Here is a 16,907-nt window from a genome sequence, read left to right on the forward strand (position 1 = left end):
TGATTCCGCGTCATAGATTCAGGACGAATAAAAAGCGCATAGCAATCCGGCTCGCCGGACGCCGTTGAAGACTGCATTTTGGCACAGCCTGACTTAGAATAAATCGTCTTACCCCATAATATCTGCCCGAATGCGGTTTTTTCACCCAAAGGAACGCCATTTTATGCTTTTCGCGCTTAAAAAATTTGTCGGCAGTCTGTTACAGCCTCTTCCATTACTGCTGTTGGTGATGGGAGCAGGCTTGCTGCTCCTGTGGTTCACACAGCGGCAACGCACCGGCAAAACGCTGATTTCGGCAAGCTGGCTTACCCTGGCGCTGATCAGCATCCAGCCTATTGCCGATCGCCTGCTGCTGCCACTGGAAACACGCTATCCCACCTGGCAACCCGATCGCCCACTGGCCGATTATATCGTGGTGCTGGGCGGAGGTTATACCTATAACCCCGACTGGGCGCCCAGTTCCAATCTCATTAACAACAGTTTGTCACGGGTCACCGAAGGCATTCGCCTCTATCACGCCAATCCGGGGGCTAAAATGATTTTTACCGGTGCGGCGGCGCAAGGCAATCCGGTCAGCAGCGCCAGCACCGCCGCGCGAGTCGCCGAGAGCCTTGGGGTTCCGCCGCAGGATATCGTGCTGGTGGATACCGCAAGGGATACGGAAGAAGAAGCGATCGGCACGGCGAAAATCGTCGGCAATCAACCTTTCTGGCTGGTAACATCGGCAAGTCACTTGCCTCGGGCGATGCGTTTTTTCCAGGCGGAAGGGCTTCGTCCCATGCCAGCGCCGGCGAATCAATTGGCCATTACCACCGCGCTGAACCCGTGGGAAAAAATCTTCCCTTCAGCCTATTTTTTGTCGCATAGCGAACGGGCCTGGTATGAAACACTGGGGCATATCTGGCAAAACCTGAAAGGAACAAAACCCGCGGCGGAGTAATAAGCCCGCCTGACTATTCGAGCCAGGGCGAAAGTTCGCGGGCGGCCACATCAAAGGACCGCCGCTCCAGTTGCCCGGTGTGAATATAGCGGGAAGCGATTTCCCAGATGACATACAGCCAGCGGCGGTAGATAAAAGATTCCGCAACCGGCGCTTTCTTAATATAGTGATATAACAACTGCTCCGGCATCCCTGACTCACAGAGCCGGAAGAGCTCATACTCCCTGGGAGCCCAAAGCACCATTCCCGGATTAATCATCGCCAGTAGCTGATCGCTGCGGGCGTCTTTCAACATACTGCGCAACGAGAGGTTGCCGTGTACCAACACACAACCGTCATTAAAATCATCAAATAATTCCGACAATGCCTGACGGGAACGGTAAAGCAGGCTGCGATCGGCCTGGGTCAGCAGAGGGGCGGTGACATTGAGCAGTGTGGACCATATCACTTCCAGACGCTGCTGATACCAGCTAAACCAGTTATTTTCCTGCGTGCTATCGACAGTGCCGACACAGCCGTGGCTATCAATGCGATGCCAGGCCATCATGTTCTCCACGATTTGATCCATCAACAACGTCCAGCGCTGTGCCGTACGGGGCGGCGCTTCAACCGAAACGCCGCGCAGACGTTCAATCAGTAACAGTTCTTTATACGGCGGTTGTTGGGTAATGACCAGACCATATACCGTCGGCAGGCGCACATCCCCTTCACGCGCCAGCATGGATAACTTGTAGGCTTCCTGTTGCGCAATGCCTTGACAAATATAACTTTTAGCGAGCAAGGGAATCGCATTGCCTTTTCTATCGTACAAAGCATATAAATCCGCATAAGGTTGTTCGCTAATCCGCTCAAGACGGCTTAGGTTTTCCCCCAGCACCGTGCTTAATTCCGCCTTTAACTGTTCCATAAACGGCAAAACCTCTACTGAGCCTAATTTCTTCAATTATTATAATGCGGTCCGAAAAAGACAATTTCACCAATGCAGATCAAATAAAGATACATCCGCGGCCACTGCTTATCCCACCCAAAGAAGTCACTCTTGTAAGTATCCCGGTACACCGAACCATACACTTTTAGAAATCTTCCAGCATACTGATTATATCCCCTTGAGCAGATCACTATGCGTAAAGCTCGATTCACTGAACACCAGATCATCACCGCTTTTAAATCCAAGGTAGTCGGTATTTCTGAGGCCCGTTATTGCACTGATTTCCGTTAATAACTGCCTACCTTGTATCAAGACTAAACAGCTGATGACATATACCCAATAAACCTTAGGATTCAGGGTGTAGTACCTGCAAATGATCGTTAATTCAGTAGGTGAGTATACTTACTTATCACATCCGGCATCATCGATATGTTCAAGTTCGAATTTTACTCATCGTAATGTGATATAGACAAAAGCTAAATACTAATACATATTGACGATAAAACAGGATATAACCTAGGAGTAGAAAGAGGTGTTTATATTGAGGTCGAGTAATTCTATAAAAAAGCCAGTTCTGGTATTAGTATTTTGGGGGGGTGGTGGTAACTGTTCCTGTTTTATTCGTTAACGTTGATTTTTCATATACGAAAAATGATTATATTAAATATAATATATTTACCTTTGATGAAATAAAGAAAATGCCATTTATTTCAGATGATTATATCATTTATTATAATTCACCGGATGGAACAACGCCAATGACCAATAGTGTGGTTTTTTCTAATGCTAACCCAAGCGGTAAGTCAGAACTGGTTAACTACATTGAAAATCTGGGGTTTCAAAGATATGAAGATAAAATCTGGAGTGAATATAATAGCAATGCGTTTTGGAGAAGAAAAGATAGTGTTATTAATATAACCCAGAATGATACTGAATATACTGTTTCTTTTTCCGTTCAGAAGAGCGGAGGGGTTAACAGAGAATAATATATCCTTGAACATTGAAGAGGTTTGGTTTTATGTGTCAAGAGGAGCGCGCTTTCCGGCATAGAATATTTGTCACTGCTGAGCATACAAAAATCTAATCAATGATTGATCTCAAAATTTCTTTCATCATATGCATGAAGTCACGGTTTATTTTGTACCGCGCTAAACTCTCCGCTTCAATATTCCGGGCATGGAAAAATGACTGCACCGTTACGGTTTTGAGCACAAAAAACTTTTCCCCACAATCTTCACTACAAAGGCCCAATCTTTAATGAACTGGGTTCGGTGATAACCCGCTCCATACAGAATAACGTGGATTTTTTGTCGATAACCGAGATAACGTTTTCGTATCTCATTAAAAAAACGAGTAACATTGTAGTCATTAATCGTTTTATAGTCATGAATAACCGTCCCGCCGATATCATTTAGATTCAGTACACCCAGAATATTTAGGCGAGTTCGGCTTCCCGTTATTTTAACTGACTTTTTATGCCTTTTCTGTATCCCTCCCTAGCTAAGCTTTGTCGCCTGTGTCGGATGAATGACATCGATAAACAGTCTCGGCTCATCACCTGCTGTCTTCTTTAAATCTTCATAATATTCAATGAGCTGCTTCTGCTTTTCTTCATTAAATTGATGCGGCACACCCGTCGGTTTTGAGAGCATGATCTTTTAGCTGCATAAAATCAGGCATCTTCAATGATCACGGGTATAGAATTGATGACATAACATATTGAAAAGCCCCATCCTTGGGGTCAATGCTGATTGATTCCTATCAGCATCCCTCATGGTTCTTTGCTTTTAAGTCATCAGTTAACGACTCTTTAATTCAATAACGAAAACACAGACTTTATTCAATATATCTTCCTATAGATGTCGTTAGGAATTTTTTATATCTTTTTATGAATCCAAATTGATGAAATTGACTATTGGAAATAAAATAATTTATTCCTGACACACGTTCACAATGAGGCTGCCGGGATAAGGATGAATACCCTCTCCTCAATGCCCCGCCATCATCTGCCGCACTCGCGCTAAATCCTGTGGTGTATCCACGCCGACGCTGGGAATCGCTTTTGCCGCGGCAACATGAATTTTTTCGCCGTACCACAGGACGCGCAGTTGCTCCAGCAGCTCAATTTGCTCCAATGGGCTGGGGGCCCAACTGACATAGCGCCGGACAAAACCTGCACGATATGCGTAGATGCCGATATGCCGTAAAAAATGATCGCCGATAGTCTCCCTGGATTGCGCAAAACGTTCGCGATCCCAGGGTATGGTCGCCCGTGAGAAATACAGCGCATACCCTTCGGCATCAATGACCACTTTAACCGCGTTAGGGTTGAAGGCTTCTTCACTGGTTTCAATCGGCACCGCCAACGTCGCCATGCCAGCACTACAGGAAGCCAAGTTTTCCGCAACCTGACGAATAATGACCGGCGGGATCATAGGCTCATCACCCTGCACATTCACGATAATTTCGTCATCGGCAAAACCATAACGTTCAATCACCTCGGCCAGTCGCTCCGTCCCAGAGTGATGGGCCGGACTGGTCAGACACACTTCTCCGCCAGCCTGCCGGACCGCCGCCTCTACATCAGGATGGTCGGTGGCGACAACCACCCGCTCGGCCCCCGACTCCAGCGCCCGCGTCATGACATGAAGCACCATTGGTTTGCCATTTATCTCCACCAGGGGCTTACCAGGCAAACGGCTCGACGCAAAGCGCGCTGGAATAATGACATTAAAATTCATTGCGTCTTCTCATCAGCATCTAATGTACGCGCTTCATTTTCCAGCAAAACAGGAATGCCGTCACGCACGGGATAAGCCAGCCCATCAACCTTGCATATCAGTTCCAGTTTTTCTTTATTGAAGTACAAACGTCCGTTACATACCGGACAGGCTACGATCTCAAGTAAACGGTGATCCATGCTTCCTCCATCATAGAAGCCAGCTAACAAGGTTATGATAGGACCGCAGGCGCGTTCAGCCAGCACCCCGTCTTTAAATTAATGCCCGCCCAAAAGGGTTTCCAATTGTCGAAGCAATTGCGTCGCGTGCGGCTCGGACAACGCCGCATCCACCGGGAGATACCACCAGTTAGCACAGGCAAACGCCCTGCACTTCACGGCATCTTTCTCCGTCATTAACAGCGGCTGCCTGTCATCGGACGTTAATTGTTTAAGTTGCTCAGGCTGATAGTCCTGATGGTCGGCGAAAGCTATCTCACGCGAAATGCCGACGCCGGACTGACGCAAAGTAGCAAAAAAACGGGGCGGATGCCCAATTCCCGCCATCGCCACGACATTTTGCAAGCGCGCAACCTGACACTTTTCCCCCGAAAGCAGATTAATCGCCATGCCTGCGATTAACGTCATCGCGATTTCGCCGTCACGCGGGAGACCGCCATTCACGATGATCGCGTCCACGGAAGCTAACCGGCTTTCCCGCTCGCGCATCGGGCCGGCGGGTAGCCACCAGCCGTTGCCAAAGCGCCGAATACCGTCCACCACTACCAACTCCATATCGCGGGCTAAAGCATAATGCTGTAGTCCGTCGTCGGTAATCACCACATCCAACGGATAGCGCGCCAGCAGCGCTTCCACGGCCAGACGACGCACGGGCGCAACGGCAACCGGCGCGCCCGTGCGTTGATAAATCAGCACCGGTTCATCACCGGCCTGCGAGGTTGTGACGTCATTATCCACCAGCAAGGGATAATGCTCCGCTTTGCCGCCATAACCACGGGACACCACCCCCACCCGATAGCCCTTTTTTTGCAGTTGATCGACCAGCCAGATGACCACCGGCGTTTTACCGTTGCCGCCGATGGTCAAATTCCCCACCACGACTATCGGTATCGGCGCACGCCAGCTTTTACGCCAGCCCCACCGATAACTATGGCGAATCAAATAGGCGATGCCCCCATATAACAGTGAAAAGGGAATCAGAAGCCAATAAAGCGGCGAACGCCCCGACCAGATACGCTCAATCATTCGCCAAACTGCATTTTATGTAGCTGTGCGTAAGCACCGTTATTGGCCAGCAGCGTAGTATGATCGCCGCGCTCAATAATACGTCCATCTTCAATAACCAGGATTTCGCCAGCCTTTTCAATGGTAGAGAGGCGGTGCGCGATAACCAACGCGGTACGGTCTTTCTGCAATGCATCCAGCGCGGACTGAATCGCCCGCTCAGATTCCGTATCCAATGCGGACGTCGCTTCATCCAACACCAGTATAGGGCAGTCGCGCAGCAGTGCGCGTGCAATGGCGATACGCTGACGCTGACCGCCGGAAAGCAACACGCCATTCTCGCCAATCATGGTATCCAGTCCATCTTCCATTTTGCTGATGAAATCCATCGCATACGCCATTGTCGCCGCACGCTCGATTTCCTCACGGCTATAACGGTCATTACAGGCATAGGCAATATTGTTGGCGATGGTGTCATTAAACAGGTGCACGCTTTGTGAAACCAGCGCCACCTGATTACGTAGCGAGGCCAGCGTATATTCACGAAGATCGTGTCCATCCAGCAGGATCTCGCCTGACTGAATGTCATAAAAGCGCGTGATCAGATTGGCAATCGTGGATTTGCCGGAACCTGAGCGCCCGACGAGTGCGACCGTTTTCCCCGGAGGAATGTGCAGACTGACATTATTCAGCGCCAGATTCTCTCTTCCCGGATAGGAAAAACTGACATTGCGAAATTCGAGGTCGCCTTTCGCCCGATCAATCTCCAGCGTGCCATTATCTTTCTCCTGCTCCGTGTCCAGTATGGCAAATAAGGTCTGACAGGCCGCCATCCCCCGCTGAAACTGCGCGTTGACGTTGGTCAATGACTTCAGCGGACGCATCAGCGCAATCATCGAGGAAAAGACCACCGTGATCGTCCCCGCCGTCAACGTCTCCATCACGCTGGGGAAACTGGCTGCGTAGAGGACGAAGGCCAGCGCCAGAGAAGCGATCAATTGAATAATCGGGTCAGAGATTGAAGAAGCGGAAACCAATCTCATTCCCTGTCGGCGCATGCGGTTGCTGACTTTGTCAAAACGCTTTGCTTCCACGTCCTGACCACCAAAAATCAGCACTTCTTTATGGCCTTTCAACATCTGCTCTGCGCTGGTGGTCACATGCCCCATGGTGTCCTGCATGCTTTTACTGATAATACGAAAACGTTTGGAGACAAGACGAATGGCCATCGACACGGTCGGCGCAATGACAATCAGGATGAGAGAAAGCTGCCAACTGTAATAGAACATCAGAATGAAAAGGCCGAGGATAGACGCCCCTTCCCTGACGACCGTAATCAGCGCGCCCGAGGAAGACGCCGCCACCTGTTCTGAATCATAAGTGATACGGGATAACAGCGTTCCCGTAGACTGCTGGTCGAAAAAAGCGACCGGCATTCCCATCATATGGGCAAACAGGCGGCGGCGCATGTTCATCACAACCTGCCCGGACACCCAAGCCACACAATAACCGGAAACAAAACCGGAGACGCCACGCATCAGCATCAGACCAATCACCACCAGTGGCATCCAGAGCAATACCGAACGATCGGCTTTACCAATTCCTTCATCCAGCAGGGGTTTAAGCAAAGACAGCATTAACGTGTCGCCAGCCGCATTAACAACCAGTGCGATCGCGGCTACAACCAGCCCCGCTTTAAAAGGAGAGATCATCGGCCATAAGCGACGGAATGTCTGCCAGGTGGAGAGATCTTTATCATTCAGCATGCAATAAAACCTGAACCAAAGAGAAATAGCCGCCTATTTTACTCATTATAATGCTTTACGCCAAACCACCGATGATACCAACGGGGTGATATTTGCTCCCTGAAACGTAAAATTTGCCATGAATCGTTGAAAAAACGAGCGCTCAGTTGCCCATAGGCCGCCGTATCCAACCATCCGTAACCCTGCTGCCGATATCGCTCGACGACTTTCGGCGCAGGCAGCCGCCACGGATTATAACGCGCTGCCGACGCCGCGATGTACCGGGCATTAACGGCACGAATAAAAGGCGGGGAAGAAGAACTGCGACTTCCATGATGCGGAATTTGTAACAAATCCGCCGTTAACGCATTTCTCTGCCATTTAACCAACTTTTTCTCCGTATCAGACTCAATATCCCCCGTCAGCAGAACCCGATATTTACCATCATCGATACGTATCACGCACGAATCATTATTTTCCGCTCTGTCCACCAGAGTAGCCGGCCACAATACGGTGAAGGTTAGTCCCCGCCAGTTCCAGACATCACCTTGCAAACAAGGCAAGTGCCCCTCCTGGTTAAAGGAGCTATAAATAGCTGCTGCGGGATAAGCCTGACGAAGCCTTTCAAAACCACCGGAGTGATCCGTATGGCTGTGGCTCAAAATAATTTTTTCCACGCTGAGGCCGCGCCAGCGCAAATAGGGTAATATCTCCCGCCCCGCCATATCGCCGCCCTCCCACCGATTTCCGGTATCATAAAGAACCGCTTTGCCGTCACGCTCAATGACAACCGCCAGACCATGCCCCACATCCAATATGTCGACCCGCCAATTGGGGACATCACTCTTTACCCGCGACATCACCAGAAGGACGACCAAACTCCCTACCGCGGCGGGACAGTTTCTCCACCATTCAAAACGCCAAATAGCGACCATCAGCCAACCTGCAACACTGCCCATCAACAGGGATGATTCAAGGTGTACCCAGCCAGCCTGCAAATAGGCAAGCGGAATAAACACCACGCTCAACGACCCGTCTCCCATCCTCCATAACCAGTGACTCAATGTCGTGAAAGGCATCATGGGCAAGGCCAGCAAAATAAGCGGCGTGGTAATCAGCGACACCACGGGAACCGCCCAGAGATTGGCTGGCAAAGACATCAGGCTGAAGCCATGAAACATGGTGAGTTGTAAAGGCATCAGCAGCAGAGAAATCCCCGTTTGCAAATGTATCCATCGTAACCAGAACCAGCGAAATCGCGTTTGGCAACGAAGGGGCAATGGCGCCCACTGAAACCAGAAAATGAGCGAGGCGACGGCCAGACAGGAGAGCCAGAAGCTGTCAGACAGCACGCTGAGGGGATCGCAGAGCAAAATAATCGCCACACACCACAGCCAGACTTGCCACGGCGAACAGAGCACGCCTCTGATTTTCAGCGCCATCCATACAGACAGCGCCAATGCCGCCCTGACCGCGGGGGGATTCCCGCCTGCCAGCCAGACATAGATCCAGGCCATTATCACGCCGGTTAACAAGGGAAATCGATAGCCTATTCGATGCGAGGGAAAACCGTATTGCATGCCCCGCGCCAGCGCCCAGCCAAACCCTGCGGCCAGCGCAATATGCAGGCCGGAAATCGCCATCAAATGCAGGGTTCCGGTTTTCTGTAAAATCTCCCTGGTTGCCGGCTTCACCGTTTTCATTTCGCCGAACGCTAACGCCAGCAAAATAGCGCGCCACGGCAACGCCGCCGTTTGCTGCTCCGCCAGCGAAAAAATACGCTGGCGAAAACCACATTCAGAATCGAGAACCTGCGCTGACACAATTCTTCCCGTCAGGGGTTGGCGTTTCGACAGTGCCCATCGCTGGCTGTCGAACCCGCCTTCATTCAGGCGGCTATGGACAGGACGCAAGTTCGCGCTCACCGCCCACCGTTGACCGCCACACCAGTTCCGCATGCCGTTCGACAGGGTTACCCGCGCATAGAGCGGTGGAAATATCCAACGTTGATTAATTTTATCCAGTCTGACAATGACCTGGTTTTTATCAAGCTCGTTAAAACGTACGCTGCTAAGGGTGACGATGGCATTCACGGTTTGTAACGCCAGCCGATCGACTTGTTTGAGCAGCGTCTGAGCCGCCAACCCCGCCCAACAAAAACCGAAAAGGGTGACGGCCGCCATGACCTGTAGAAAACAGCGTTTGCCGGTCAGCACCCGTGTGACAGCCAGGATTATCCCCAGCCCTAATACAGCGGATGGGGGTACGGCAGGCAGTATCGCCAGGGGCAAAACCCCTAAAACAACCGCGATGGCAAGGCAATCTACCGATATTTTTTTCATTGCGCCTGTCCCTGGAAAAATACGCATTCCCTTTAATGCGCGCTTCACCATGAATCATGTCGCCCCCTCTGCACTCAGACCAGAGAAAAAGATAAAAACCGGAATCCGTTACGCAACAAACATTCGCGATTGCAAGGCGTTGCAGGCAGCAGGCGAAGGGGAATCCAATGGCGGCGTTACACTGAGTGGGGGAGCGGATCGTTTGGGACAAAAGAATAAAGCGGATGACAACAAAAAGGGATCGCTGATGCGATCCCATTGACAATGGCCGTCCCGTCGACAGAGACGGCATTAAGAAGGATGAGGTTACTCCACTTCACCCATCGCTTTCAGTTTCTTGGACAGTTCACGACGCTCTTTCGACAAATCAGCATTTTTAATGATGTAGTCATCAACACGGTCTTCGTAGTCACTACGCATATTCGCAATGATGCTTTGTACATCTTCAATGCTCATACCCGGCTTGATATATTCGCTAAGGTTATCCAGCAGCAAAACACGTTTCTGGTTGTCACGGATTTTCTTTTCATTATCAGCGATCTCGCGCTGCAATTTATTCTTACGACGGAACATGCGCACAAATTCCAGCACATCCTGGAAACACGGCTTAGTGTCCTTATCCATTTCTTTACCCTTACTTAAGTCATACATAGATTCTTTATGTGCTCACCATACAGTTTAACCCCGCCACCTTTCAAGTTACAGGTGTTTCACTGTCAGCGACCGAACGTTTTTATGCCATCTATCGGTTAATCATCGGTAATACACAGCGATGCGCTGATTATGAACCTGCTCAATCGCGACTTCAGTATCAAAAATATCCTCAAGGATCTCGGACACCATTATCTCTTCCGGCTTGCCGCTGTATATAATCTGCCCTTTTCGCATGGCGATAATGTAATCGGAATAAGCGGACGCAAAATTGATATCGTGAATAACCAGCACAATCGTTTTACCCAGCTCATCCGCAGCACGACGGATTTGCTTCATCATTGCTACCGCATGCTTCATATCCAGATTATTCAGCGGTTCATCCAGCAGCACGTATTCCGTATCCTGACACAACACCATCGCCACGTAGGACCGTTGCCGCTGTCCGCCGGAAAGCTCATCTAAAAAACGGTCTTTGAGTTCGGTCAGATTGAGAAACGCCAGCGCAGCGGCGATGCGCTCGCGGTCGTCCGCATTCAGGCGGCCTTTAGTATAAGGATAGCGTCCAAACCCAACCAGTTCCTCAACCGTTAACCGACTGGTAAACTGGTTTTCCTGCCGTAACACCGACAGGCAGGTCGCCAGTTTATCGCTCGGCGTAGTCGTCACATCCATGCCATTGACGTTTACCCGACCGTGATCGGCATCCAACAGTCGGCTGACGATGGATAATAACGTCGATTTCCCCGCGCCGTTCGGACCAATAATCGAGGTGACGCCGCCTCGGGGAATGGTGGCGCTAACATTTTTCAATACTGCCACATTATTGTAAGTTTTGGTTACATTACCGATCTCAATCACACGGAAACCTTCTTAAGCAACAAAAAGATAAACAGCGAACCGCCGATGAATTCAATGACAACGGACAACGCGCCGGCCATATCGAGAAGGTGCTCCAGAATCAGATGTCCCCCCAACAGCGCGATCACGCCCAGCAGAAAAGCCGCAGGCAGTAAAAGCCGATGCTGGCTGGAACCGACAACCAGATACGCCAAATTAGCGACCATGAATCCGAGGAAGGTTAAGGGCCCCACCAGCGCGGTTGATATTGCCACCAGCACGGAGACCAGCAGCAGGATGATGGTTACGCTGCGTTTATAGTCCATTCCCAGATTAATGGCCGTATTGCGCCCCAACGCCAGCACATCGAAACGATAACGCATGCGCCATATGGCCAATGCAACTATCACGGTAATTACCGCAGACAAGGCTATCAATTCAGGCGCCGCCCGGGTAAAGGTGGCAAACATCCTTCCCTGCAAAATGGCAAACTCGCTTGGCGTCAGTAAACGCTGCATCAGTCCCGACATACTGCGAAATAGCGTACCGAAAATGATCCCCACCAACAGCACCAGATGAAGATTGTTACGGCTACCGGTAAATAACCAGCGGTAAAGGAGCGCAGAAAACAGAATCAGCAGCGCCGCTTCAAGAGCAAATTTGCCCTCCACCCCCAGCCACGGTACACCCCCTCCCCCAAACACAAAGACCAGTACCGTTTGAATAAGTACAAACAGCGCTTCAAATCCCATAATCGACGGCGTCAAAACACGTTTGTTGGTGACCGTTTGAAACAGTACCGTCGAGGCGCTGGCGGCAAACGCAACAAGCAACATGGTGGTCATCATCAACCCGCGATGAACTATAATGTAGCGCAGGTTGCTGCCGAGGTTGATCGTCATAAATATCACCATCAGCCCCAGCGATATTGCCGCCAACCACCCCAGACGCTGGCGAGAAGACAACCCCGCTTGCCTTTTGCAGCAGACAGCAGACAGTGCTGTATTACGTTCGTTAACCGACATGACGTTTTTGGCTTAACAGTAAAAGAAGGAAAACGGAGGCGCCGATAACACCGAGAATCACGCTCACGGGAATTTCAAACGGATAACGAATTACCCGGCTGATGATGTCGCAGAACAGCACCAAACCACCACCAAGCAGACACACCCAGGGAAGGGTTTTACGCACGTTATCGCCTAATAACATGCTGATCAAATTGGGGACGATAAGGCCGAGGAAAGGCAGACTGCCGACCACCACCACCACCACGCCGCTGATGACGGCGATGATCGACAGCCCCATTAACATCACCTGCCGGTAATTAAGCCCGGCGTTGACGGAGAATTCCCGCCCCATTCCCGCGACGGTAAAACGGTCCGCAATCCAGCAAGCCACCAGCATCAGCAGACCGACTACCCACAGCAATTCATAACGTCCTTGCAGCACACCGGAGAAATCGCCTGACTCCCAACTTCCCAATGCCTGCAACAAATCAAAATGCATCGCGCCAAATGTGGTGATCGCGCTAATCACCGCCCCCAGCATGATGCCCACCAGCGGCACAACCAGTGCCGATTTAAGCACCACGCTCCGCAGCAACAGCATGAACAGCAAGGCGCCGGCCAGGGCAAAAAGGCTGGCGACCATCATCTTGATAAAGATAGACGCACTCGGCGCCAGCACCATGACCACCAACAATCCCAGACCGGCGGACTGGGTAGTGCCAGCCAGCGAGGGCTCGACAAAACGGTTCTGGGTCAGCAATTGCATAATCAAACCGGCCACGCTCATGGCGCTGCCTGCCAGAAGCAACGCCAGCGTACGCGGTACGCGGCTGATAAAGAAAATATCGCGCATTGCCGGATCGCGCCAAACCGCCTGCATGTTCATCTGCCCCGCGCCAATGCATAGGCTGATGATAATCATGCCGCCAAGTAACACCATACCAAGCAAAAAGTAGAGAGATCTCATTATGCTGCCGCGACCTGACCGTTATTTTTCATCCAGCGCGGCGTTCACATCACGAATCAGCGCCTGATAGCTTTGCAGACCGCCCGCGATATAAAGCGAAGCGGAATCAAGGTAGACAATACGATTGTTCTGCCATGCCGCCGTCTTACTAATCAGCGGATTATTCAGCACCTGCTGTGCGGACTCGTTGCCGGGACGACCGATCGCGCTGTCGCGATCCAATACGAACAACCACTCAGGGTTTACGCTCAGCAAGAATTCAGACGTCACCACATTGCCATGACGTCCGGCGTCAGGGAATTCGGTCGCCGACTTAAATCCCAGCTCATCGAAAACAAAGCCGAAACGGGATTTAGGACCATAGGCAGAAATCTTTCCACCGCTTACCATCAGCACCAGCGCATTGCCTGCGTTAGCCGCTTTTTCGCGTGTTTGGGCGATACTCCGCCTGAAGTCCGCCAGTTGTTTTTTGGCTTCCTCTTCTTTATCAAAAATCGCGCCCAGTTGTTCGATACGCTGGGCAAAACTGTTCATGAACTGATGTTCATCAACATCCATGGATATGGTCGGCGCAATGGCGCTCAGTTTGTCATAGGCGTCGCGGGTACGTCCGCCGGCAATAATCAGATCCGGCTCGGCGCTGCTAAGCGCCTCATATTTCGGCTCAAATAACGTACCCGCGTCAAGATAGTCAGCGCCGCTATATTTGGAGAGAAAATCGGGTAAATGCGTACCACTCTTCGGCACCCCGGCAACATTCACTTTCAGTGCATCCAACGTGTCCAGGATCGCCGGGTCAAAAACGATGACCTTTTTAGGCGGCTGCGGCACCTGAGTCGTTCCCTGAGCATGCTCGATACTGATCGTACGTGTTTCTTCGCTCGTTGATGATGGCTGATCGCACCCGGCCAGCGCCAGCATTGACGCCACTAATGTTGCTTTCACCGCAATCGCTACGTTTACCCGCATTTTCCCCTCCTGGTCGTTTTTTCTTATGGCTGTCTAAGAGATCTTCAAGCAGTAAAGCATTTAATTATCATTCGTATTAAGAAATAAAATTGTAACCGAACGCGCGTACAGATGACCAGCGATTATGGGATCGTGGAAATTGACACACATCAGGAAAGCGCGATAGAAAACGTTATTCAATGCTATCCTTAGCACTTTGTTACCGGTTTTCGCCTGAGAATGTATATTTCGTCAAATGTAAATATGGCCAATAAAACACTCCCCACTTTTTTCATTCACGACTACGAAACGTTCGGCAAGCATCCGGCACGCGATCGTCCCGCACAGTTTGCCGGTGTCCGCACTGATATGGACTTCAATATCATTGGTGATCCGCTGATTATTTACTGCAAGCCGACCGATGACTATCTGCCTGAACCCGAAGCAGTGATGATCACCGGGATCACCCCCCAGTTGGCCATGATCAAAGGGGTGAATGAAGCCGAGTTTGCCCGCCATATTCACGATGCTTTCAGCGTGCCCGGCACCTGTATTATGGGTTACAACAATATCCGGTTCGATGATGAAGTCAGCCGTAATATTTTTTACCGCAACTTTTATGATCCCTATGCTTACAGTTGGCAGAACGGCAATTCCCGCTGGGATTTACTCGATGCGTTGCGTGCGTGTTACGCCTTGCGTCCTGAAGGCATTATCTGGCCTGAAAACGAGGAGGGGTTACCCAGCTTCAGGCTGGAGCATCTGACTAAAGCCAACAGCGTTGCGCACGAACACGCTCATGACGCGATGTCCGATGTCTATGCCACAATTGCCATGGCAAAATTGCTGAAACAGGCTCAGCCCAAGCTTTTCGATTATCTGTTCCAGCTACGTAATAAGAACAAAGTCAGCCAGTTGATTGATATTCCGCGAATGAAGCCGCTTGTGCATGTTTCCGGTATGTTCGGCGCGGCAAGAGGCAACACCAGTTGGGTAGTGCCGCTCGCCTGGCACCCGGATAACCGGAATGCCGTCATCATGTGCGATCTGACTGGTGATATGTCCCCCTTGATGACCCTGACCGTCGACGCGTTACGTGAACGCCTGTATACGCGGCGGGAACAACTGGCCGACGATCAGAGCCCGGTGCCGATCAAGCTGGTTCATATCAACAAATGTCCGGTTCTTGCGCCTGCCAGCACGCTGCGGCCGGAAGACGCCGCTCGGCTGGGGATTGAACGTCAGCGCTGTCTGGATAATCTGGCTCTGCTGCGACAGAACACGCAGGTCAGGGAAAAAGTCGTTGAACTGTTTGCCGAATCTGCGGCGTTCCCGCCCGCCAGCGATGTCGATCTCCGGCTGTACGATGGCTTTTTCGGTGATGCGGATCGTATGTCCATGAAAATTATCCAAGAAACGGCGCCACAGAATCTCCCGGCGCTGGATCTCAAATTTGTTGATAACCGTTTGGAGCCGCTGCTGTTCCGCTATCGTGCCCGTAACTTCCCCAGCACGCTCGATCATGGTGAACAACAGCGTTGGTTACGTCACCGGCAGGCGATATTTTCCGCTGAGCGGCTACAAGAATACATTGCGGAATTGGATACGCTTTATCAGCGCTACGAGGGGGATAAACAAAAAACCGAATTAATTAAAGCGCTCTTTGCCCATGCCCAGGCATTGACCCGTTGACGGCTAGTCTTCCAATCATGGCGAACGGCGGTTTGATAAGGTGGCGGGCTGGATACCCGCCATAGTAAAGCGGAAGAAAAGGTGGTAGCAAAAAATTACATATCCTGAAATTTCTTCTTTTTCTCAATCTGTAATCTTTCGAGATCAAAAATAATCTGCTGTAAATCGCGCTCCTGCGCGGCGGATAAAGCCAGAAATTTAAAGCTCAGGCGCTGGGTGAGTTTAATTTCACCTTTGTTATCGACAGCTTTCACCGCAGACTGGCCGATAAACTGTAAGTCGACACAAAAGAATCCATATTCATCAAGGTCCATCTCAACCTTTTCAATAATATCGCCTTGTTTCAACAAATCTGACGTATCACGATCAGTGCACAAACTCAGTCCCCCCAGAGAGAGATCTTTGATCGTGAATTGAAAATGACTTTCATCGGGTAATTCCCCACGGCAGATTAGCGGCGGCCATAATGGGGTATTGATGCGAAAATAGTTTCTGCGTTGAATAAAATAAAGCTGCTCGGGAATGGCTGCGGTAAACGCCGGAAATCCTTGAAAATCGACAGTACGAACTATTTCCGCCTTGAACTCGACTTTAGCGCCCGCCGGTTCAGCGACAAAAGACAGCGAACCGGCATACAACGCCCGACTGTTCTCGTGCTCCACACTACCTAGGTCAAAAACAAAGATATCATTATTGGGCATCACCTCGAGAATTTTACTGATAAACTGACCATGAGAGTGATTAATCATTACGGCCGTGTCATTTTTCTTTAATTCGCGTAGCGTCGCGCAGATAGCCAGTTTATTTCGTTTAACAAACTGTTCATTTATATTTTCATCCACTGCTTTCATCCCCGCCCTATAACCAATGGTATATATTGATG

General features: G+C 50.5%; 16 protein-coding genes and 1 pseudogene. 4 read left to right on the forward strand and 13 right to left on the reverse strand.

The features are described 5' to 3' along the window. Nucleotides 1-163: 163 nt before the first annotated feature. Entirely contained in the window at nt 164-940 is a 777-nt protein-coding gene (elyC, locus tag EH207_RS09975) for an envelope biogenesis factor ElyC (protein WP_137713869.1), read from the forward strand. A 13-nt stretch (nt 941-953) separates the two neighbouring features. Here the strand turns inward: elyC and EH207_RS09980 are convergent, their stop codons facing one another. Beyond that, nucleotides 954-1,847, reverse strand: a complete 894-nt coding sequence (locus tag EH207_RS09980; protein WP_137713870.1) for a YcbJ family phosphotransferase — start codon at nt 1,845-1,847, stop codon at nt 954-956. A gap of 620 nt (nt 1,848-2,467) precedes the next feature. Here EH207_RS09980 and EH207_RS09985 point away from each other — a divergent pair. Beyond that, a complete protein-coding gene (locus EH207_RS09985; RefSeq protein WP_246048869.1) occupies nt 2,468-2,854 on the forward strand; it encodes a hypothetical protein in 387 nt (128 codons plus the stop codon). A gap of 243 nt (nt 2,855-3,097) precedes the next feature. Here EH207_RS09985 and EH207_RS09990 read toward each other — a convergent pair. The 6 genes and pseudogenes from EH207_RS09990 to EH207_RS10015 form a co-directional block, all read right to left on the reverse strand. Further along, nucleotides 3,098-3,511: pseudogene (locus EH207_RS09990) on the reverse strand (transposase); the annotation flags it as partial. Between the two features lie 345 nt (nt 3,512-3,856). Continuing rightward, nucleotides 3,857-4,609 carry a 3-deoxy-manno-octulosonate cytidylyltransferase gene (kdsB, locus tag EH207_RS09995; protein WP_137713872.1) on the reverse strand — a complete coding sequence of 251 codons (753 nt, stop codon included), beginning with the start codon at nt 4,607-4,609 and terminating at the stop codon, nt 3,857-3,859. Beyond that, nucleotides 4,606-4,788, reverse strand: a complete 183-nt coding sequence (locus EH207_RS10000; RefSeq protein ID WP_137713873.1) for a Trm112 family protein — start codon at nt 4,786-4,788, stop codon at nt 4,606-4,608. The genes kdsB and EH207_RS10000 overlap by 4 nt, the downstream gene beginning before the upstream one ends. A gap of 78 nt (nt 4,789-4,866) precedes the next feature. Continuing rightward, nucleotides 4,867-5,853, reverse strand: a complete 987-nt coding sequence (gene lpxK / locus EH207_RS10005; RefSeq protein ID WP_137713874.1) for a tetraacyldisaccharide 4'-kinase — start codon at nt 5,851-5,853, stop codon at nt 4,867-4,869. Then, nucleotides 5,850-7,598 (reverse strand): lipid A ABC transporter ATP-binding protein/permease MsbA, encoded by a 1,749-nt coding sequence (gene msbA, locus EH207_RS10010; RefSeq protein WP_137713875.1) that lies wholly within the window; start codon nt 7,596-7,598, stop codon nt 5,850-5,852. The genes lpxK and msbA overlap by 4 nt, the downstream gene beginning before the upstream one ends. A 38-nt stretch (nt 7,599-7,636) precedes the next feature. Then, nucleotides 7,637-9,919 (reverse strand): ComEC family protein, encoded by a 2,283-nt coding sequence (locus tag EH207_RS10015; RefSeq protein WP_175413665.1) that lies wholly within the window; start codon nt 9,917-9,919, stop codon nt 7,637-7,639. Between the two features lie 49 nt (nt 9,920-9,968). Here EH207_RS10015 and EH207_RS10020 point away from each other — a divergent pair, with 49 nt between their 5' ends. After that, nucleotides 9,969-10,181: a hypothetical protein gene (locus EH207_RS10020; protein ID WP_137713876.1), complete on the forward strand. Its 213-nt coding sequence runs from the start codon at nt 9,969-9,971 to the stop codon at nt 10,179-10,181. Between the two features lie 44 nt (nt 10,182-10,225). Here the strand turns inward: EH207_RS10020 and tmaR are convergent, their stop codons facing one another. The 5 genes from tmaR to EH207_RS10045 form a co-directional block, all read right to left on the reverse strand. Then, entirely contained in the window at nt 10,226-10,543 is a 318-nt protein-coding gene (gene tmaR, locus EH207_RS10025; protein ID WP_137713877.1) for a PTS system regulator TmaR, read from the reverse strand. Between the two features lie 129 nt (nt 10,544-10,672). After that, on the reverse strand, nt 10,673-11,431 hold the full coding sequence (locus EH207_RS10030; protein WP_137713878.1) for an iron ABC transporter ATP-binding protein: 759 nt from the start codon (nt 11,429-11,431) through the stop codon (nt 10,673-10,675). After that, a complete protein-coding gene (locus tag EH207_RS10035) occupies nt 11,428-12,435 on the reverse strand; it encodes an iron chelate uptake ABC transporter family permease subunit (RefSeq protein ID WP_137713879.1) in 1,008 nt (335 codons plus the stop codon). Before EH207_RS10035 ends, EH207_RS10030 begins: the two co-directional genes overlap by 4 nt. Beyond that, nucleotides 12,425-13,384: an ABC transporter permease gene (locus EH207_RS10040; protein WP_137713880.1), complete on the reverse strand. Its 960-nt coding sequence runs from the start codon at nt 13,382-13,384 to the stop codon at nt 12,425-12,427. Before EH207_RS10040 ends, EH207_RS10035 begins: the two co-directional genes overlap by 11 nt. Nucleotides 13,385-13,405: 21 nt before the next feature. Then, entirely contained in the window at nt 13,406-14,353 is a 948-nt protein-coding gene (locus EH207_RS10045) for a siderophore ABC transporter substrate-binding protein (RefSeq protein ID WP_137713881.1), read from the reverse strand. A gap of 243 nt (nt 14,354-14,596) precedes the next feature. Between EH207_RS10045 and sbcB the strand changes: the two genes are divergently transcribed. Then, the gene (sbcB, locus tag EH207_RS10050) at nt 14,597-16,024 is read left to right on the forward strand and encodes an exodeoxyribonuclease I (RefSeq protein ID WP_137713882.1); all 1,428 of its coding nucleotides are present in this window, start codon (nt 14,597-14,599) and stop codon (nt 16,022-16,024) included. A gap of 95 nt (nt 16,025-16,119) precedes the next feature. On the opposite strand, the gene EH207_RS10055 is transcribed toward sbcB, so the two are convergent. Then, nucleotides 16,120-16,875 carry a flagellar brake protein gene (locus tag EH207_RS10055; RefSeq protein WP_137713883.1) on the reverse strand — a complete coding sequence of 252 codons (756 nt, stop codon included), beginning with the start codon at nt 16,873-16,875 and terminating at the stop codon, nt 16,120-16,122. Nucleotides 16,876-16,907: the final 32 nt, after the last annotated feature.

Origin of the sequence: Brenneria rubrifaciens, from assembly GCF_005484945.1 — a bacterium.
Taxonomy (GTDB): Bacteria; Pseudomonadota; Gammaproteobacteria; order Enterobacterales; family Enterobacteriaceae; genus Brenneria; species Brenneria rubrifaciens.